The organism is uncultured Luteimonas sp., from assembly GCF_947492465.1.
Lineage (GTDB): Bacteria > Pseudomonadota > Gammaproteobacteria > Xanthomonadales > Xanthomonadaceae > Luteimonas.
This window is the reverse complement of the sequence record NZ_CANLNF010000004.1, coordinates 126,170-143,308: the sequence shown is the minus strand read 5'-3', so window position 1 is coordinate 143,308 and position 17,139 is coordinate 126,170. Positions and strand designations below refer to the sequence as shown.

Below are 17,139 nucleotides of genomic sequence, written 5' to 3'. Positions count from 1 at the left end.
GCAGGACCGGGCGGCCGCCAAGCGGCGGCCCCGGGTCGATCCCCCGGCAGGGTAGACGGACAGGCAGATCGCCGGCCGGCACGCGCACCGGATGCGGCCCATGGCCCATGCGGGCGCCGCCAGGGGAACCAGAAGCATATGAGCAAGGCCGAATTCAACGACATCGTGCAGGCACCCGCCGCGCGCCGGGCCGCCAGCCTGATGCCGCGCTTCATGCGCCGCACCGCATCGCGCTGGCTGGCGCTGATCATCGCGCTGGAGATCCTGCTGCTGGTGGGCGCCGTGTTCCTGGCGATCTACGTGCGCTTCATCAGCGATCCCGAACCCCTGGGGTCGGCCTCGCTGTGGCTGCAGGGCCTGCGCGCGCTGCTGTTCGCGGTGCTGGTCGTGCTGGGCATGACCACCATGGGCCTGTACCAGCCGCACCTGCGCGAGAGCTGGACCGGTTCGCTGGTCCGCCAGGCGGTCGGCTTCATGTTCGGCACTTTCGCCCTGCTCGTGCTGTTCTATGCCTTCCCGCCGCTGGAACTGGGCCGCGGCATCCTGAGCCTGGCGCTGGTGTTCGGCTTCCTGCTGGTCACCGGCCTGCGCGCGGCGTCAGATCGCCTGGTCGACATGGACGCGCTGAAGCAGCGGGTCCTGGTCCTGGGTTCGGGCGACCGGGCGGCACTGATCGAACAGCGCCTGCGCCGCCAGGCCGATCGCCGCCGCTTCCGCGTGGTCGGCTACGTGCGCTGCGGCAACGAGGCCAGCGCCGTCGGCCCCGACAAGCTGGTGGCCATCGACACGCCGCTGGCCGAATGGGCCCTGCTCCACCGCATCGACGAGATCGTGTTCGGGCCCGACGACCGCCGCGGCGGCCTGCCGATGCACGACCTGCTGCAGTGCAAGCAGATCGGCGTGCAGGTGACCGACCTGGCCTCGTTCTTCGAACGCGAGGCCGGCAAGATCAAGCTCAGCCTCACCGACCCGTCCTGGCTGGTGTTTTCCGGCGGTTTCGACAGCTCGCTGGGCCGCCAGGTCAGCAAGCGCGCGATGGACGTGATCGCCTCGCTGGTCGTCCTCGCATTCACCTGGCCGCTGCTGCTGCTGGTGGCGCTGGCGATCCGGATCGAATCCGGTGCAGGACAGCCGATCCTGTACCGGCAGGACCGCGTGGGCCTGCTCGGCTCGGTGTTCCCGCTGGTGAAGTTCCGCAGCATGCGTACCGACGCCGAACGCGACGGCGTGGCCCGCTGGGCCGGCAAGAACGACGACCGCATCACCCGGGTCGGCCGGATCATCCGCCGCACCCGCCTGGACGAGCTGCCGCAGCTGTGGAACATCCTGCGCGGCGACATGAGCATCGTCGGGCCGCGCCCGGAGCGGCCCGAGTTCGTCTCCGAACTGGACGCGGACCTGCGTTACTACAGCCTGCGCCACTGCGTGCGTCCCGGCCTGGCCGGCTGGGCGCAGCTGCGCTACGCCTATGGCGCCTCCAAGCAGGACGCCGAGGAGAAGCTCAAGTACGACCTGTTCTACGTGAAGAACCACAACCTGCTGTTCGACGTGCTGATCCTGATCCAGACCTTCGAGGTCGTGGTGTTCGGACGCGGGGTCCGCTGACGGAAGAGCTCGGTCCGGTCTGCATGTGCGGGCGTCCCGCCTCGTTCCGCGGGCGGGCAGTTCGGGTCAGATGCTGCACAGGACCCGTGCACCACTCCGACAAGCCGACGTGAAGCCTGTCGTCGTCCACGTCAACGCGTGGACCGGCACCGGCGTGCCGTGGGAGCACGGCCACAGCGAAGCCGGTGGCGGGCGACGACGTCCACCGGATCGGCGAACGCTGCATCGTGGCCGCGCATCCGGCGGTCCCGGGCAACGTCGTGCCATCCACGGTGTCGCGGCAATCCGGCACACCGCACCGGCATCCGCGAGCCGGAACGGGGCGCGAAGGCCTGGGGGCGACCCGTCCGCGACCCCATCCGGCTGGACGCGGCCTTGTCCACCGCCGCCACGCCGCCAGGGACGCCCGATCCCGCGCCTGGCCGCCGCGCCGCCCGCAATCCGGCCTTGCAATGCGGCGGTCTGGCAAAATATCCCGCTTGGCCGCGCCCCGCCCGGCCGCCTGCCCGCGCGGGGTCAAACGCGCGCCACCGGAGTACCCCCATCGACATGGACCCCATCGAGTCCCGCATCCGCACCTTCCTCCAGGAGCAGTTCCCGGTGCCCGAGCAGCTGCCCGCCGCGGAAAGCCTGCTCGACAGCGGCATCATCGATTCGATCGGCGTGCTGACCCTGGTGACCTGGCTGGAGCAGGAGTTCGGCTTCCTCGTGGAGGACGACGAAGTGCTGCCCGAGAACCTCGACAGCGTCGCCAACCTGGTCGCCTACGTCGGCACCAAGCTCGACGCCGCCGCCGCGGCCGGCTGATGCGCTACGAGGCGCACCTGCGCGCCCGCGCCGGGGAGCGCCCCGACCACACCGCCCTGGTCTGCGCCGGCCGCCGCGTGTCCTACGCGGAACTGGCCGACACCGCCGAGCGCTTCGCCTCCGCGCTGGTCGCCGACGGCTTCGGCAACGGCGAGCGCTGCGTGCTGTTCCTCGAGAACCGGGTGGAAGCCGCGGCCGGCGTGTTCGGCACGCTGCGCGCGGGCGGCATCTTCAGCGTGATCAATCCCACCACCAAGGCCGACAAGCTGGCCTACGTGCTCGACAACTGCGAGGCGGCGGTGCTGGTCACCCAGGCCAGCCTGCTGCCGGTCGCGCGTGCGGCGCTGGCGCAGTCGCCATCGGTGCGGCGCGTGGTGGTGGTCGATGCCGGCGACGACGCGGCCCCCGATGAAACCGGCTGGGATGCGTTCGTCGCCGCGCCGCCGACGCTGGCGGAAGCGCCGCGCGGCATCGACATCGACCTGGCGATGCTGGTCTACACCTCGGGTTCCACCGGCCGGCCCAAGGGCGTCATGATGACGCACCGGAACATCGAGCTCGCCGCCACCTCGGTCACCACCTACCTGCGCATGGCGCCGGACGACGTGGTGCTGAGCGTGCTGCCGCTGGCCTTCGACTACGGCCTGTACCAGCTGCTGATGTGCGTGAAGCTCGGCGCCACCCTGGTGCTGGAGAAATCGTTCGCGTTCCCGCAGAAGATCCTGCCGCTGCTGGAAAGCGAACGCGTCACCGGCTTCCCGCTGGTGCCGACCATGGTCGCGCTGATCGTGCAGCTGCGCAACTTCAGGCCCGAATGGGCGGCCACGGTGCGCTTCATCACCAACACCGCCGCGGCACTGCCGCCGGCGCATATCGCGCGTCTGCGCGAAATGTTCCCGCAGGCGCGCGTGTACTCGATGTACGGCATGACCGAGTCCAAGCGCTGCACCTGGCTGCCGCCGGAAGAACTCGACCGCCGCCCCGACAGCGTCGGAATCGCCATCCCGTTCACCGAAGTGTGGGTGGCCGGCGACGACGGCCAGCCATTGCCGCCGGACACGGTGGGCGAGCTGATGGTGCGCGGCGGCCACGTGATGCAGGGCTACTGGCGCAACCCCGAGGGCACCGACAGCACGCTCAGTCCCGGCCGCTACCCGTGGGAGAAGGTGCTGCGCACCGGCGACCTGTTCCGCATGGACGCCGAGGGCTTCCTGTACTTCGTCGGCCGCAAGGACGACATCATCAAGTCGCGCGGCGAGAAGGTCAGCCCCAAGGAAGTGGAGAACGTGCTTTACGCGCTGCCGGGCGTGCGCGAAGCGGCCGTGGTGGGCGTGCCCGACGAGGTCCTGGGGCGCGCGCTCAAGGCGCTGCTGGTGGTCGAGGACGGCGCGCAACCGACGCCGCGCGAGGTCATCAGCCACTGCGCCGCGCGGCTCGAGGACTTCATGGTGCCGCGCCTGATCGAGTTCCGCGACGCGCTGCCCAAGACCAGTACCGGCAAGATCCGCCGCGCCGCGCTGCAGGCCGAGGCCGAAGGCCGCGCGCTGCCGGGCGAGGACGGCTGACGCGGCCTGTCTGTCGACACGCAGCGGGAATGCCGGATCGGGCTGCCGGTTCTTCGACCATGGTGGGAACTCGCTGTCGGTCGGGGCCGCGACAGCGAAGCGTCTCCTGCCCTCAGCCGCCCCCCGGCAGCATCGAGCGCACCGCCCGCTTTCCCGCCATCACCGGCAGGCGCAGCAGGCGCCGCCGCAGCGGCGCCTCGGGTCCCAGCGCCCAGGCCTTGCGCGCCAGCGCCCAGGCCTCGCCATAGCGCTGGCGCCACACGCTGCTCTCCGCGTTCTTGACGTACGCCGTCGCCAGCGCCTGCCGCCGCGCATCCTCGGGCACGGCGCCCTTCGCCGCTTCGGCTGCGCGCTCCATCACCGCGATGTAGTCGTCCTCGGTCGAGGCCAGCGCCGACAGTCCATCGTGCCCGCGCAGCGCACGCGCCAGCGGTTCCGGTACCACGCCGATCCCCCAGCGCGCCGCAACGCGCAGGTGGAAATCCAGGTCCTCGGCGGTACGCAGCGATTCGTCGAAGCCGCCCACGTCCTCGTGGACCTCGCGCCGCATCAGCGCCGACAGCGGCGCCAGCGCCGGATCGCGCAGCACCCAGCGCAGCGCCGGGCCGTCTTCCGGAATCTGCACGCGCCGTTCGAACACGTCGATCGTCGCCCCGTCCACGCCCACGCGCACCACGTCGCACAGCACCAGGCCGATGCCGGGGTTCGATTCGAGGAACGCCACCTGCCGGGCGATCTTCTCCGGCAGCCACACGTCGTCGCTGTCCAGCAGCGCCAGGTAGCGTCCCCGCGCCATCGCCAGGCCGCGGTTGCGCGCCGCCGACACCCCGGCGTTGGCCTGTACCAGCACCGTGATGCGTTCTCCGTAGCGTTGGGCAAGAACCTCGCCGGTGCCGTCGGTGGAGCCGTCATCGACGACGATGATCTCCTCGACCTCGCGCGTCTGGTCCAGCACCGAATCGATCGCCCGCGCGACAAGTTCGCGCCGGTTCCACGTGGGAATGATGACGGAGGTTTCAGGGCGCATGTCGGGCATGGCATCGGATCTGGTCAAGCGCGCACTCTATCGCAGCGGCCTGCTTGGCCTGTACCACCGGCTGCGCAACCGTCGCGCACTGACGGTGATCATGTTCCACCGGGTGCTGGCCCAGGACGACCCCCGCTGGGCCTCCTGCGACCCGGACTACACGCTCGAGGCCGGCCTGCTCGACCAGTGCCTGGCCTTCTTCCGCCGCCACTACAACGTGGTGTCGGTGGACCAGGTGCTAGCCGCCCGCCGCAAGGGCACGCAGCTGCCAGACCGCGCGCTGCTGATCACCTTCGACGACGGCTGGGCCGACAACCACGCCCACGCCCTGCCCCGCCTGCGCGCGGCCGGCCTGCCCGGGCTGCTGTTCGCCGTGGCCGATGTGGTGGATCGCAACGAGCCGTTCTTCCAGGAACGGCTGATCTCCGCCTTCCGCCGCGACACCTTGCGCGTGCCGGCACTTGCCCAGGCGCTGGCCGAAGCCGGCCATCCGCTCGATCCCATGCCGCCCGACACCATCGAAGGTCTGCGCAAGGTCATCGCCGCGCTCGAAGCGCTCGACACCGCGCAGCGCAACCGGGTCCTCGCCCCGTTCGCCGCCGCCATGGACGACGGCGTGCGGCAGATGGTCACCCGCGACGAACTGCGCGAACTGGCCGGCGGCGGCATGGCCATCGGCGTGCACGGCAAGACCCATACGCCGATGACACGGGCCGACGACCTCGACGCGGAGCTGGCGACGGCGCGCGCCATCGTGGGACGACACCTCGACGCGGAGCCACCGCCGACGATGTCGTATCCGCATGGCCGCTACGACGACAGGGTGCTGGAACGTACCCACGCCGCCGGCTACGAACTCGCGTTCACCAGCGACCCGGTGATGAATCCGGTGGACGACCGGCCCGGCTGGCTGCTGGGACGGCTGGGATTCGAGCAGGACGGCATCGCGGATCGCAACGGGCGGTTCCGGCCGGATTGGCTGGGGCTGTATCTGTTCCGGGCGCCGACGAGGCGATTGGCCGCCTGATCGCCGGCGGCTCAGGTCGTACACGCGAGTGCCCGGCGCTGGCCTCGCCGCGGGACGGTATCGGCCCGGCGAGGAACACCCGCATCCCATGACCGGCGTGCCGTCCCATACCGGGCGCTATCATCTTACGATGTCGACCGATCCCAGCCGGACGCTGCGTGAGCGCCTTGGTCTTGCGACGCCCATTCCGATGGAGTTCCAGCGGGGTGACGTTGGGGAGGCGGACGGCTACGCCCGCGAGAGGATCGAATACCAGGGACTCGAAGGCGACCCCATACCGGCGTTCCTGTTCACGCCCCGGGGGCGCGCAACGCTCGGCGCGGTCGTCGTCTTCCACCAGCACAACGGCGAGTTCCACTTCGGCAAGAGCGAGGTGGCGGGCGATGTGGGCGATCCCTTCCAGGCCTTCGCGCCGGCGCTCGCCCGTCGAGGCGTCGCGGTCCTGGCCCCGGACTCCATTACTCTCGAAGATCGACGCGGAGCGGTCCAGGGCGTCGAGCCGGACTACTACGACTGGCTTCGGCACTACAACGCCATGAGTTACCGGTTGCTGGATGGCGACCTGCTGATGAGGAAGTGCCTCGATGACGCCCAACGCGCCTTGAGCGTGCTTCATCAGGTCTCGGGGTTAGACGAGCGGTTCGTGGGAGCGGCGGGACACTCGTATGGCGGCTACACGGCCCTCTACCACGCCGCAGTGGATTCGAGATGCCGGTTCGCATGCATCAGCGGGGCCGTGTGCAGCTTCGAGACGCGCCGCCGGGAGGAAACCGGGTTCACCCTGTTCGAGGCGGTGCCAGGACTCGCTCGCCAGATCGACACGCACGATGTGCTTGCAGCCATCGCACCGCGGCCAACGATGGTCGTATCGGGCACCGCAGACAAGTACTCGCGGGATGCAGACCAGGTCGTGGCCAGGGTCGCCGGCGATTTCATCACCGAGCTTCGTGTCGACCGCGGACATGCGCTCGATGCGGAGAGATTCGACGCGATTGTCGAGTGGATCGTCGCCCGCATGGCCGACCGGTGAAAATGCACGTCCATCGGCCAGCGACGGGCGCCGGAACGGGGACGCTGCCCGTTCCCGCTACAAGATGGGCTGACGATGCGATGCGTGACCCGCTGTGCGTTCTCGCGCGGGACAAGATGCGGATGATCCGCTGCGCGTTCTCGCGCGGGCAAGATGCGACGCGCCTGCCCCACTGGCGTACGGGCCGTGCGCGTCTTCTAGTCGTCGCGTTGCGAAGTCGCACGACTGCGCGCGAACTCCGGGAAGGTCTCTTCCACCGGCGCCGCATCCGGCAGGATGTAGAACACCCCGCCCCGCTCGAAGGTCGGTTGGATGATCCGCTCATAGAACCCGGGCGCGACGTTGATGCAGCCGTGCGTGATGCGGTTGTCGTCCGGCGAGGGCGAGGCGAGGCGCTCGGCGCGCCGTTCGGCCGGCACGCCGGTCGCGGTCGGGTGGATGGAGACCGCGGAATCGTAGTCCACCCACAGCACGCGGCCGGCGTCGATGGACGGACCGAAGCCGCCGACGAAGCGACCGGCCGGGGTCGTGCGATCCCGCCCCGGAATCTCGCGAAGCGCGAGGCCGGCGATCCCGGGGGCCGTATGGTCGCCGGTGGCCGAGCCGAAAAGCCCGGGCGCCGCTCCGCGAAGCCGGCCGTCGCCGCCGAACACGAGGATCTGTGCGGCAGCCTTGTCCATGACCGCGAACGGATAGCCCTGGCTGTCCTTGGCTGCGACAACCCAGCCGGCGAGTTCGATCACCGTGTCGGAGACCTCCTGGCCTCGCGGCAGCTGGTCGACGGCGGCGGGGTGCGCGGCGTCCTCCTCGGCGCTGGCGGCGCCGGCGCTCGCCAATGCCAACAACAAGACACCGGAAATGGCCCGGATCACAGGGTGCTTGCACGTACGGATAGGCGGCTCCTGGAACGGAAAGGGGGCAAAAGGAAACCGGTAGCCGACAAGGCCACCGGATCCTGGTCACGGCATTCGCCGCAAATCGGGCGGCCGCGAACTATCCGCGCGGCGTGCGGCGCGGCGCTCCCTCGAGTTGCTGGACGCGGCTTTCCATCTGATCCAGCCGCTGGTTGGCCTGCTGCGCGGACTGGTTGGCGGACTCGGCGCTCTGGGCCGCGCTCTGCACCCTCGTGTCGAGTTGATCCAGGCGCGAATTGATTCCTGCGAATTCGTCGTCATAGGTGGCGCAGGCGGAAAGGCCCACGGTGGCCACGACGGCCACGCCGAGCGTACGGACCATCGTCAGCTGCTGCTTGGTCAGGAACATGTTCAAACTCCTTCGTCTTGGGGCCACCGGAATATAGCGATCTTTCGGTCAGGGCCGTGACCCGCCTTCAGCTCGGGTTGGATTACGTCGATGGGACGTGAATGACGCGCTGCACATCCTGCGATCGCGCTCGGGATGTGGCCGCGTTCCGGAAGTGGGAGAGAAAGAGAGCACGGATCTCCGGAAAGCCGGACCGGCATGTCCAAAGGGAAGTGCCCGATTTTTCATGGCTGCGCGCCCGGATTCCCGTCGTGCAGGACCAGAAACCATCGGAGGCTGGGAGCGAACTCCGCGTGGATCTCTTCCGCAACCATGCGTGGATCGAAAGCAGCCTCACCTCAGCCGATACACCCCGCCATTCAAGTGGTTCACGAACCACAGCTCGTTGTCCTCGTCCTCGCCGAACGAGGCGATGGTGCCGTAGCCGGGTGCAACACCGCTGGGCAGCGAGGCGACCTGCAGCTTGCCGGTGCTGGAGAGACGGCCGACCAGCAGTTCGCTGGAGCAGGAGTCGGAGAAGACGTATGCGCCCTTGAGCGCGACGTTGGGGCCACGGTAGACGATGCCGCCGGTGACCGCGCAGCGGCCCTGCTCGCGGCCGGCGTACTCGAACACCGGCCCGGTGGTGCCGGTCCGGGCGGGGCAATCGCTGGCGCCGGTGGAGGGGTAGTCGTGGCTGCCCTGGCAGTCCGGGAAGCCGAGGTCGCGCGCTGCGCCGTCGCGCCAGACGCTCACTTCCTCGCGGTCCTTGCCCACATCGCCGACCCAGACCGCGCCGTCGGTGCCGACGCTGAACCGCCAGGGGTTGCGCAGGCCGTGCAGCCAGATCTCGCCGCATTCGCCGCGCCTGCCGGCGACCGGATTGTCGGCGGGGATGGCATACGCGGCGCGACCCTTCAAGCCGCAGGCGTTCTTCGCACCGGCGGCGCCGTCGCGCATGTCGATGCGCAGGATCTTGCCGAGCAGGTTGTCGGTGGCCGCGGCGTGGGCGTGGTCGCGGGGTTCGCCGGTGCCGGCGCCGACGCTCCAGTACAGCATGCCGTCGGGGCCGAAGGCGATGTGGCCGCCGTTGTGGTTGGCGACCAGGCCTTCGACGCGCATCACCAGCTCGTCCTTGCCGTCGAAGCGGTTGGCGGACGGATCGCGGGCCTGCAGTCGACGCAGCACCAGGCCGTGGCGTTCGCCCTGTGCCGCGCCGCTGTAGGCGATGTAGAGCCGCCCGTTGTCGCGGAAGGCGGGATCGAAGGCCAGGCCCAGCAGGCCCTGCTCCACGTCGGCGGTGGCGACGTCGCGACTGTAATAGGGTTCGGGTAGGAGCTTGCCGTCGCGGTCGAGCACGCGGATGCCGCCCTGGCGCTCGATGACGAACATGCGGCCGCTGCCGTCGCGCGGGCTGGCGATGGCGGTCGGGGACACGATGCCTTCGTGGATCACCTGCTCGACGCGGACGCCTGGCGCCCTGGCGGTGCTCTGCGTGGTGGCCGCGACCGTGGTCCATGGGGTCGGCGGACGCGCGCCTTCGGACGATGCCGATTCCACGCAGGCGGGCAGCAGCGCGGTCAGGGCGAAGAAGGGCAGCAATCTGGTGGTGCGCATGGCGCCTCCCTTGGCAGCATGGCGGTGTGGACCGCGGGGATCGGGGGTGATGGCGACCCGGTGGTGGGTTCGGGATGTGGGCCTGGGCGGGCAAAGGCGCCGTGGGGACGCGTGGATGCCGGGAGGCCCCCACCCCGGCCCTCCCGCGCGCGGGAGGGAGAATGGCGGGAAAGACTTCGGACGGCACGGTGCCAGCTACTCGTCCTCGTCGGCGGAGGTGAGCCAGATGCGGTCAGCAAGCGCCGCGGTGTCGCCGTCGCGGGCGCGGCCGAAGACCGGACGCGATTCGCGGGCCACGAAACCGGCGTCGCGCCAGGCAGCGGTGGCGGCCGCGCCGCCCAGTTCCACCGACACCGAGGCATGACCGGCGGCGCGGGCGGCGCGCAGCAGGGCGGCGAGCTGCGCCTGCGACGGGCCATCCTCCCCCTGCACCGTCCAGGCATCGACGACATGCAGGCCGTGCTCGCGCGCCTCGCAGGCGAACCAGGCCACGAGGTTGCCGCCGCCATCGCGCACCTGCAGGTGGCACAGCTGGACCAGCGGGCATTCGTCGAGCCGCCAGCGGCGGAAGGCCACGTCGCGGATGGCCACCGGCCCCTGCCCCGCCGATGCGGTCGACCACGGCGTCTCGCCGCTCGCATCCGCGCGATCGTGCCACTGCGCCTGCAGTCCGCCGCTCGCCGACCACAGGCGCGCGCGGTCGGCCAGGTCGAGCAGCCAGCCCGCGGGCGCGGCCAGCGGTGCCGGCAGGCGCCTGCGCACGTAGCCGGCATGCCGCAGCACGCGCGCATGTCGCGCCAGCGCGCCCAGCGATGCGTAACCCACGCGCTTGAACACCGCGGCGGCCTTGGGATTGGGGAAGCCGTAGAGCAGGTCGAAGCGGCGCAGGCCCGCCTCCATCAGCGCCATCTGCAGCATCAGGGCCGGCCCGAGCGAACGGTGTTCGCTCGCCACCGCCAGGTCGACCAGCACGCCTGCCAGCACGCGACGCCCATCCATCCACATCGGCCGCGGACCGGCACTGGCCACGCCCACCCAGTCGCCGCTCTCCTCGTGGCGCAGCAACAGGGTGAGCGGCGCGCCGAACGGGCAATGCCGGTAGAACCAGTCGTACTTGCGCGCCATGCGCGCATCCTGGCCGAGGTTGCCGCTCCACAGCGACAGGATCAGCCCGCGATCGCGCTCGACGTCGGCTTCGTGGACGGTGTAGGCGGGCGGCTGCGCCATGGATCAGCGCCGGTGCGGTTCGGGGACCGGCTCGACCAGCACCGGCGCGCGGTGCAGGTAGGCGGTGGTGCGGCGCTTGGCGCGGATGTCGTCGTAGATCGCCTGCGCCTGCGCGTCGGACACGCCCAGTGCTGCGGCCAGTTCTCCCGCGGGACGGTCATGGTTGAGCGCCCACAGCGCGAGGTCCATCTGCGCGTACGGCAGCGCGAAGTAGAACTCGTCCTGGCCCTGCGCCAGCGAATAGGTGTCGGTGGTCGGCGTGGCCGACGTCACGCGCTCGGGGACGCCCAGATGGCGGGCCATGGCGTAGACCTGGCTCTTGTACAGATGCGCGATCGGCTTGACGTCGGCGGCGCCGTCGCCGTTCTTGACGAAGAACCCCTGGTCGTACTCGAGACGGTTGGGCGTGCCGGTCACGGCGTAGTTGAGCCGGTCGGCGTGGAAATATTCGAGCGTCTTGCGGATGCGCTGCTTGAAGTTGGTGGCCGCGACGATGGTCAGGTAGGCCTCCAGCGGCAGGTCCTGCTCGTGGCGCGTGCCGGACGGATCCTCGGCGACGATGCGGAAGCGGTTGATCAGCCCCTGCGCGCCGCCGGCGATGACGATCTTGAACTTCCAGCCCTCGCCATAGCCCGGCAGCACGGTGCGCACGGCGTTGTCGCGCGCCTCGTAGCAGCCGATCGCGGCGAGCGCCGGGGCGATGTCGTGGGTGTGCACGCGCACGCCCAGGTGCTCGGCCAGGATGTTGGCGCGCACCGCGCTGTCGTCGCTGGAATCGCGCTCGGGCAAAATCAGGCAGAACACGCGTTCCGGACCCAGCGCGCGCACCGCGAGCGCGGCGCAGGTGGTGCTGTCGATGCCGCCGGAGATCGCGACCACCAGACCACGCCGGTGCAGGTCGCGCGCGACGATCTCGCGCAGGCGCGCTGCGATGCGGTCGGCTTCGGCGGCGTAGTCGAGCTCAAGCACGGACGGATCGAGCGCAGTCATTGGATCTCCTCTTGCAGGGCGGCGCGGCGGATCTTGCCCGACGCGGTCTTGGGCAGGTCCGGCACGAAGGCGACGGTCCTGGGAATCTTGTAGGCGGCCAGGCGCTGGCGGCAGTGCGCCTTGACCATCATCTCGGTCGGCGCGGCGCCCTCGCGCACGACGAAGGCGGCCACCACCTGGCCGAGCAGCGGATCGTCCACCCCGGCGATCGCCACTTCGCGCACGCCTGGCAGTTCGGCGATCACTTCCTCGATGTCCTGCGGATGCACGCGGTGCGCGCCGGTCTTGATCATGTCGCTGCGGCGGCCCGCCAGCCACAGGAAGCCGTCGCCATCGAGATGGCCGAGGTCGCCGGTACGCAGCCAGCCGTCGACGATCGTCGCGGCAGTGGCGTCGGGCGCGTTCCAGTAGCCGGTCATGACGTTGGCGCCGCGCGCCCAGACTTCGCCATGTTCGCCCGGCGCGGCCCGTGTGCCGTCGTCGCGCCGCACCTGGATCTCGACGCCGGCGATCGGTGTGCCGGCCGAGCCGAGCTTGTCGTCGAGATGGTCGGGCCGCAGGCAGCTCAGGCGCGCGCTCGCCTCGGTCTGCCCGTACATCACGAACAATGCCGCCTGCGGCAGGGCCTCGCGCAGGCGCCGCGTGAGCGCGGGCGCCATCGCACCGCCAGCCTGGGTGAGGTAGCGCAGGCAGGACAGGTCGTGGCGCTCGAGCTGCCCGCGATCGAGCAGCAGGGCGAAGGTCGAGGGCACGCCCGAGAAGCCGGTGGCCCGTTCGCGCGCCAGCGCCTCGGTGATCAGGTGCGGAAACACCACGTTGTCTTCCAGCACCACGCGCGCGCCCACCGCCAGGTGGGTGTGCAGCACCGAGGCGCCGTAAGCGTAGTAGAACGGCAGCGCGCTGACCGTGCTGTCTTCGGCGGTGAGCTGCAGATAGTCGAGGATCGAGGCGGTGTTGGCGGCGAGGTTGCGATGGCTCAGGGCCACGCCCTTGGGCGCGCCGGTGGTGCCAGAGGTGTAGAGGATCGCGGCGAGCGCGTCGATCTGCGGCAGCGCAGGCAACGGTGCGTCCGGCTCGTCGGCGAAGGCGCCCGTCGCATGACCCGCGGGATCCAGCGCCAGGCCCGGGACGCCCGTGGCGGCGGCGGCGTGCTGCGCATCGGCGTGCGTGGGCGCATGCACCAGCACGCGCGCGCCGCAGTGCCGCAGCCAGGGTACGAAATCGCGTTCGCGCGCCTGCGCGTTCAGGGGCACCGCCACCGCGCGGGCGCGCCAGCTGCCGTACCAGGCGATGGCCGCCTCCAGGCAATTAGGCAGGATCAGCGCCACGCGGTCGCCCGGCGCGACACCTTCGGCGCGCAGCCTGCGTGCGAAGCCGTCCACGGCCTCGCGCAGGGCCCGGTAGTCCAGATGCCGGTCCCGCTGCTGCAGCGCCACGCGCGCGGGCATCGCAGCGGCGGTGTGTTCCAGCCGCGCGAGCAGGGTGTCCATCGCCAGGCCCGCTTACGCCGCGAGGCGACCGTCGAGGTAGCGGTCGATGGCCGACAGGCTGTCGAAGTGGGCCGGGGTCATGTCCTCCGGCGGCACGTTGATCGGCCAGGTCTCCTCGATGAAACCGATCAGCTCCAGGATACCGGTCGAATCCACGATGCCCTGCTGGATCAGCGACGTATCATCGGCGAACGCGGAGTCGTCGTCGGTGAACAGGAAGTTGCCCAGGATGAACTGCTTGATCTGCTGCCGCCGGCTCATGTCGATCCGAATCCCCAGTCCAGGTGAACGAGTATGCTTCTGGCCCCGCGCGCTTCCCGCCTTCGCCGTGCAGCCGTCGTGCGTCTTGGACGGTCCGTTGCCTGCATGTGCATGGCCATCGGACTGTCCGCCTGTGGTCTAGAACGGGATCCGGAGAGTGGTGAGGACATCGTGTCCACGCCGCGCGTCCACGCCAACGGCGCGATCGAGACCATCCAGACCGAACACGGCGCGCTGGGCGTGCGCGTGTTCGCCGATGGCCTGGTACGTCCGTGGTCGCTGGCCTTCCTGCCCGATGGCGCGATGCTGGTGACCGAGCGGCCCGGGCGGCTGCGGCGCATCGATGCCGATGGCACGGTGTCCGCGCCGCTCGAAGGCGTGCCGGCGGTGTTCCTGCAGGGCCAGAGCGGACTGCTCGATGTCGCGCCATCGCCGACATTTGCCGAGGACCGGCTGGTGTACATCGCCTATGGCGAGGCGAACTGGCGCGGCAACAAGGCCGGCACCGCCGTGGCGCGCGGCCGCCTGGGCGAGCGCGGACTGGACGACGTCGAGGTGGTGTTCCGGCAGGAACCCAAGCTTTCCAGCGGCAGCCACCTGGGCGCGCGCATCGTGTTCGACGACGCCGGCATGCTGTTCGTCGGCACCGGCGACAACCGTGATGCCGGCAAGGCACAGCTGCTCGACCACCTGCAGGGCAAGCTGGTGCGCCTGCATCCGGACGGCCGCGTGCCGGAGGACAATCCCTTCGTGGGCCGAGATGGCGCGCGCGCCGAGATCTGGAGCTATGGCCACCGCAACATCCAGGGCATGGCCCTGCATCCGGACACGCGCGAACCGTGGCTGCACGAGCACGGGCCGATGGGCGGCGACGAGATCAACCTGCCGCGCGCCGGACGCAACTACGGCTGGCCGCTGGCGACGCACGGCCTGGACTACTCGGGCCAGCCGGTGCCCGGCGCAGTCGGTACGAGCGCGGAGGGCATGGAGGCGCCGCTGCACTTCTGGCCGAAGTCGCCTGCGGTCAGCGGCATGGCCTTCTACGACGGCGACGCGTTCCCCGGATGGCACGGCAACCTGCTGCTAGGTGCGCTGGCGGGCCAGGCGCTGATCCGGCTCGAGCTCGACGGCGCGCGCGTCGTGCACGAGGAGCGCCTGCTGCGGGGCGGCGACCGTATCCGCGACGTGCGCGTCGGCCCGGACGGGTTGGTGTACCTGCTCACCGACAGCACCGACGGCAGGATCCTGCGTCTGGAACCGGCGGCGACGCCGTAGCGGCTGGCGCGAACGCGTTGCGCTACGCCGCGAGCGGACGGTCGCGCAGCAGCAGCAGGGTCGAGAGCAGGCCGACGAAGGCCTGGTTGTCGGCGAAGCCGATCACCCTGCCCGCCTGCGCCTTGGCGAACAGCCGCGCCACCGCGTCCACGTCGAACACGCCACTGGCGCGCAGGTTCTCCGGCGAGAACAGCTCGGCCACGTAGTCCAGCGGCTTGCCGTCGACGAAGAAGCTGGCGCTGTCCGGCGCCCGGTAGGGCTGCTTGGTGCGCTGGGCGATGTCGCGCGGCAGCAGGTCGGCCAGGGCCAGGCGCAGGATGTGCTTCTCGGTCAGGCCGCGGATCTTCCACGATGGCGGCAGGCGATTGGCGAACTCGATGAGGGTGTGGTCGAGGTAGGGATAGCGGCCCTCGATCGACGCAGCCATCGCCGCCCGGTCGCCCTGCGCGGCCAGCAGGTAGCCGGCCAGCAGGGTCTTGGCCTCGACGTACTGGTCGCGCGCAAGCGGCGCCCAGTCGAGAATGTTGTCCGGCAGGCGCGATTCGGCGAAGGACAGCGCATCCCATCGCGCGGCCTCGGCGCGCAGCGCCGGCGACAGGAAGGCGAAGGCGCGCTGCGACGTCGCCCATCGCGGCACGTGCGCGAACACCGCGCGGTCGATGTGTTCGCGCCCCTGGCCGAAGAACGAGGCGGCGAACGCAGGGTTGGCCGCGGGCGAATTCTCCAGGTAGCCGTACAGTCGCGACAGCAGCTTCGGCCGCAGTTTCGAATCGGGCTGTCGCGCCCAGAAGCGCCGCACCTTGGCTTCCTTGAACAGGTCGTAGCCGGCGAACACCTCGTCCGCGCCCTCGCCGGTCAGCACCACGGTATAGCCATGTGCGCGCACCGAATCGGCCAGCAGCATCATCGGCACCGCGGCGGTGCGCAGCACCGGGGTCTCGGTATGCGCGACCAGGCGCGGGAACGCGGCGCCGATGTCGCGCGGCGAGATGCGCAGCGTGGAATGGTCGGTGCCCAGGTGCCGCACCATCGCCATCTGGTGCCCGCTTTCGTCGAACTCGGCCTGGTCGAAGGCCACCGAGAAGGTGCGCACCGGGGTGTCGGTGAAGCCGCGGATCAGGGCGACGATGCCCGAGGAATCCAGGCCGCCGCTGAGATAGGCGCCGACCGGCACGTCGGCGCGCAGCTGCAGGCGCACCGCGTCGATCAGGCGCTCGCGCAGCTCGCCCGCCGCCTGGTCGATGCTGCCGAAACGCGACGCGCGCGTGTCCGCCGCGTCGGGGAAAGTCCAGTCCCAGTACCGGGTCAGCCTGTGCCGGCCATCGGCCTCGATCGCCAGCAGGTGGCCGGGCGGCAGGCTGTTGACGCCGTCGTAGGCGCTGTCCGGATCCAGCGGCGCCCAGTAGCTGAAGGTCTGCAGCAGGCCCGGCAGAGACAGCCGCGCACGTTCGGGCACGGCGGCGAACAGCGCCTTGGGCTCCGAGCCGAACCAGAACGTGCCGCGCGCCTGCGTCCAGTACAGCGGACGGATGCCGGCACGGTCGCGCGCCAGTACCAGGCGCCGCCTTGCGCTGTCCCACAGCGCGATCGTGAACTGGCCGTTGAGATGCTCGACGAAACCGTCGCCGTAGCGATCGTACAGATGCACGATCACCTCGGTATCCGAATGCGTGTAGAACACGTGTCCGCGCGCCTCGAGATCGGCGCGCAGTTCGACGAAGTTGAAGATCTCGCCGTTGAACACCGTCCACACCGTGCGCGACGGGTTGTGGATCGGCTGGTCGCCGGTGCTCAGGTCGATGATCGACAGGCGCGCATGCGCCAGGCCCACGCCGGGTTCGACGTGGAAGCCGTAGCCGTCCGGGCCGCGGTGCGCGAGCGCATGGATCATCCGCTCCAGCAGCGCGCGCGAGCCGGCCGCATCGGCCGGCTGGCCGAGGTATCCCGCAAGTCCGCACATGCCTCAGTTCCCCCTG

The 17,139-nt window shown here is 70.4% G+C and carries 15 protein-coding genes; 6 read left to right on the top strand and 9 right to left on the bottom strand.

Annotated features, from left to right (window positions below; translation table 11 throughout):
• Positions 1–138 precede the first annotated feature (138 nt).
• The 3 genes from Q0863_RS11150 to Q0863_RS11140 all read left to right on the top strand — a co-directional run bounded on the left by Q0863_RS11150 (position 139) and on the right by Q0863_RS11140 (position 3,977).
• Positions 139–1,605 (top strand): TIGR03013 family XrtA/PEP-CTERM system glycosyltransferase, encoded by a 1,467-nt coding sequence (locus Q0863_RS11150; RefSeq protein ID WP_298577946.1) that lies wholly within the window; start codon positions 139–141, stop codon positions 1,603–1,605.
• Positions 1,606–2,154: 549 nt separating this feature from the next.
• Positions 2,155–2,412 (top strand): acyl carrier protein, encoded by a 258-nt coding sequence (locus Q0863_RS11145; RefSeq protein WP_298577945.1) that lies wholly within the window; start codon positions 2,155–2,157, stop codon positions 2,410–2,412.
• Entirely contained in the window at positions 2,412–3,977 is a 1,566-nt protein-coding gene (locus Q0863_RS11140) for an AMP-binding protein (protein ID WP_298577944.1), read from the top strand. The genes Q0863_RS11145 and Q0863_RS11140 overlap by 1 nt, the downstream gene beginning before the upstream one ends.
• Before the next feature lie 112 nt (positions 3,978–4,089).
• Here Q0863_RS11140 and Q0863_RS11135 read toward each other — a convergent pair whose 3' ends face one another.
• Positions 4,090–5,013, bottom strand: coding sequence for a glycosyltransferase (locus tag Q0863_RS11135; protein WP_298577943.1), 924 nt, complete (start codon positions 5,011–5,013; stop codon positions 4,090–4,092).
• Here Q0863_RS11135 and Q0863_RS11130 point away from each other — a divergent pair.
• Complete coding sequence (locus tag Q0863_RS11130; protein WP_298577942.1) at positions 5,012–6,031, top strand: polysaccharide deacetylase family protein; 1,020 nt, start codon at positions 5,012–5,014, stop codon at positions 6,029–6,031. The genes Q0863_RS11135 and Q0863_RS11130 overlap by 2 nt on opposite strands.
• Positions 6,032–6,161: 130 nt before the next feature.
• On the top strand, positions 6,162–7,061 hold the full coding sequence (locus Q0863_RS11125; protein WP_298577941.1) for a hypothetical protein: 900 nt from the start codon (positions 6,162–6,164) through the stop codon (positions 7,059–7,061).
• Positions 7,062–7,258: 197 nt separating this feature from the next.
• On the opposite strand, the gene Q0863_RS11120 is transcribed toward Q0863_RS11125, so the two are convergent.
• The 7 genes from Q0863_RS11120 to Q0863_RS11090 form a co-directional block, all read right to left on the bottom strand.
• Entirely contained in the window at positions 7,259–7,909 is a 651-nt protein-coding gene (locus Q0863_RS11120) for a hypothetical protein (RefSeq protein WP_298578230.1), read from the bottom strand.
• A gap of 145 nt (positions 7,910–8,054) precedes the next feature.
• Complete coding sequence (locus Q0863_RS11115; RefSeq protein WP_298577939.1) at positions 8,055–8,324, bottom strand: hypothetical protein; 270 nt, start codon at positions 8,322–8,324, stop codon at positions 8,055–8,057.
• A 333-nt stretch (positions 8,325–8,657) separates the two neighbouring features.
• Entirely contained in the window at positions 8,658–9,920 is a 1,263-nt protein-coding gene (locus Q0863_RS11110) for a PQQ-dependent sugar dehydrogenase (RefSeq protein WP_298577938.1), read from the bottom strand.
• Between the two features lie 195 nt (positions 9,921–10,115).
• Entirely contained in the window at positions 10,116–11,147 is a 1,032-nt protein-coding gene (locus Q0863_RS11105) for a hypothetical protein (RefSeq protein ID WP_298577937.1), read from the bottom strand.
• 3 nt (positions 11,148–11,150) lie between these two features.
• Positions 11,151–12,137, bottom strand: a complete 987-nt coding sequence (nadE, locus tag Q0863_RS11100) for an NAD(+) synthase (RefSeq protein ID WP_298577936.1) — start codon at positions 12,135–12,137, stop codon at positions 11,151–11,153.
• Positions 12,134–13,627, bottom strand: coding sequence for an AMP-binding protein (locus tag Q0863_RS11095; protein WP_298577935.1), 1,494 nt, complete (start codon positions 13,625–13,627; stop codon positions 12,134–12,136). Before Q0863_RS11095 ends, nadE begins: the two co-directional genes overlap by 4 nt.
• Before the next feature lie 12 nt (positions 13,628–13,639).
• Positions 13,640–13,888 carry an acyl carrier protein gene (locus Q0863_RS11090; RefSeq protein WP_298577934.1) on the bottom strand — a complete coding sequence of 83 codons (249 nt, stop codon included), beginning with the start codon at positions 13,886–13,888 and terminating at the stop codon, positions 13,640–13,642.
• Between the two features lie 171 nt (positions 13,889–14,059).
• Here Q0863_RS11090 and Q0863_RS11085 point away from each other — a divergent pair, with 171 nt between their 5' ends.
• The gene (locus tag Q0863_RS11085) at positions 14,060–15,163 is read left to right on the top strand and encodes a PQQ-dependent sugar dehydrogenase (RefSeq protein ID WP_298577933.1); all 1,104 of its coding nucleotides are present in this window, start codon (positions 14,060–14,062) and stop codon (positions 15,161–15,163) included.
• Between the two features lie 22 nt (positions 15,164–15,185).
• On the opposite strand, the gene asnB is transcribed toward Q0863_RS11085, so the two are convergent.
• Positions 15,186–17,123: an asparagine synthase (glutamine-hydrolyzing) gene (asnB, locus tag Q0863_RS11080; protein WP_298577932.1), complete on the bottom strand. Its 1,938-nt coding sequence runs from the start codon at positions 17,121–17,123 to the stop codon at positions 15,186–15,188.
• Positions 17,124–17,139: the final 16 nt, after the last annotated feature.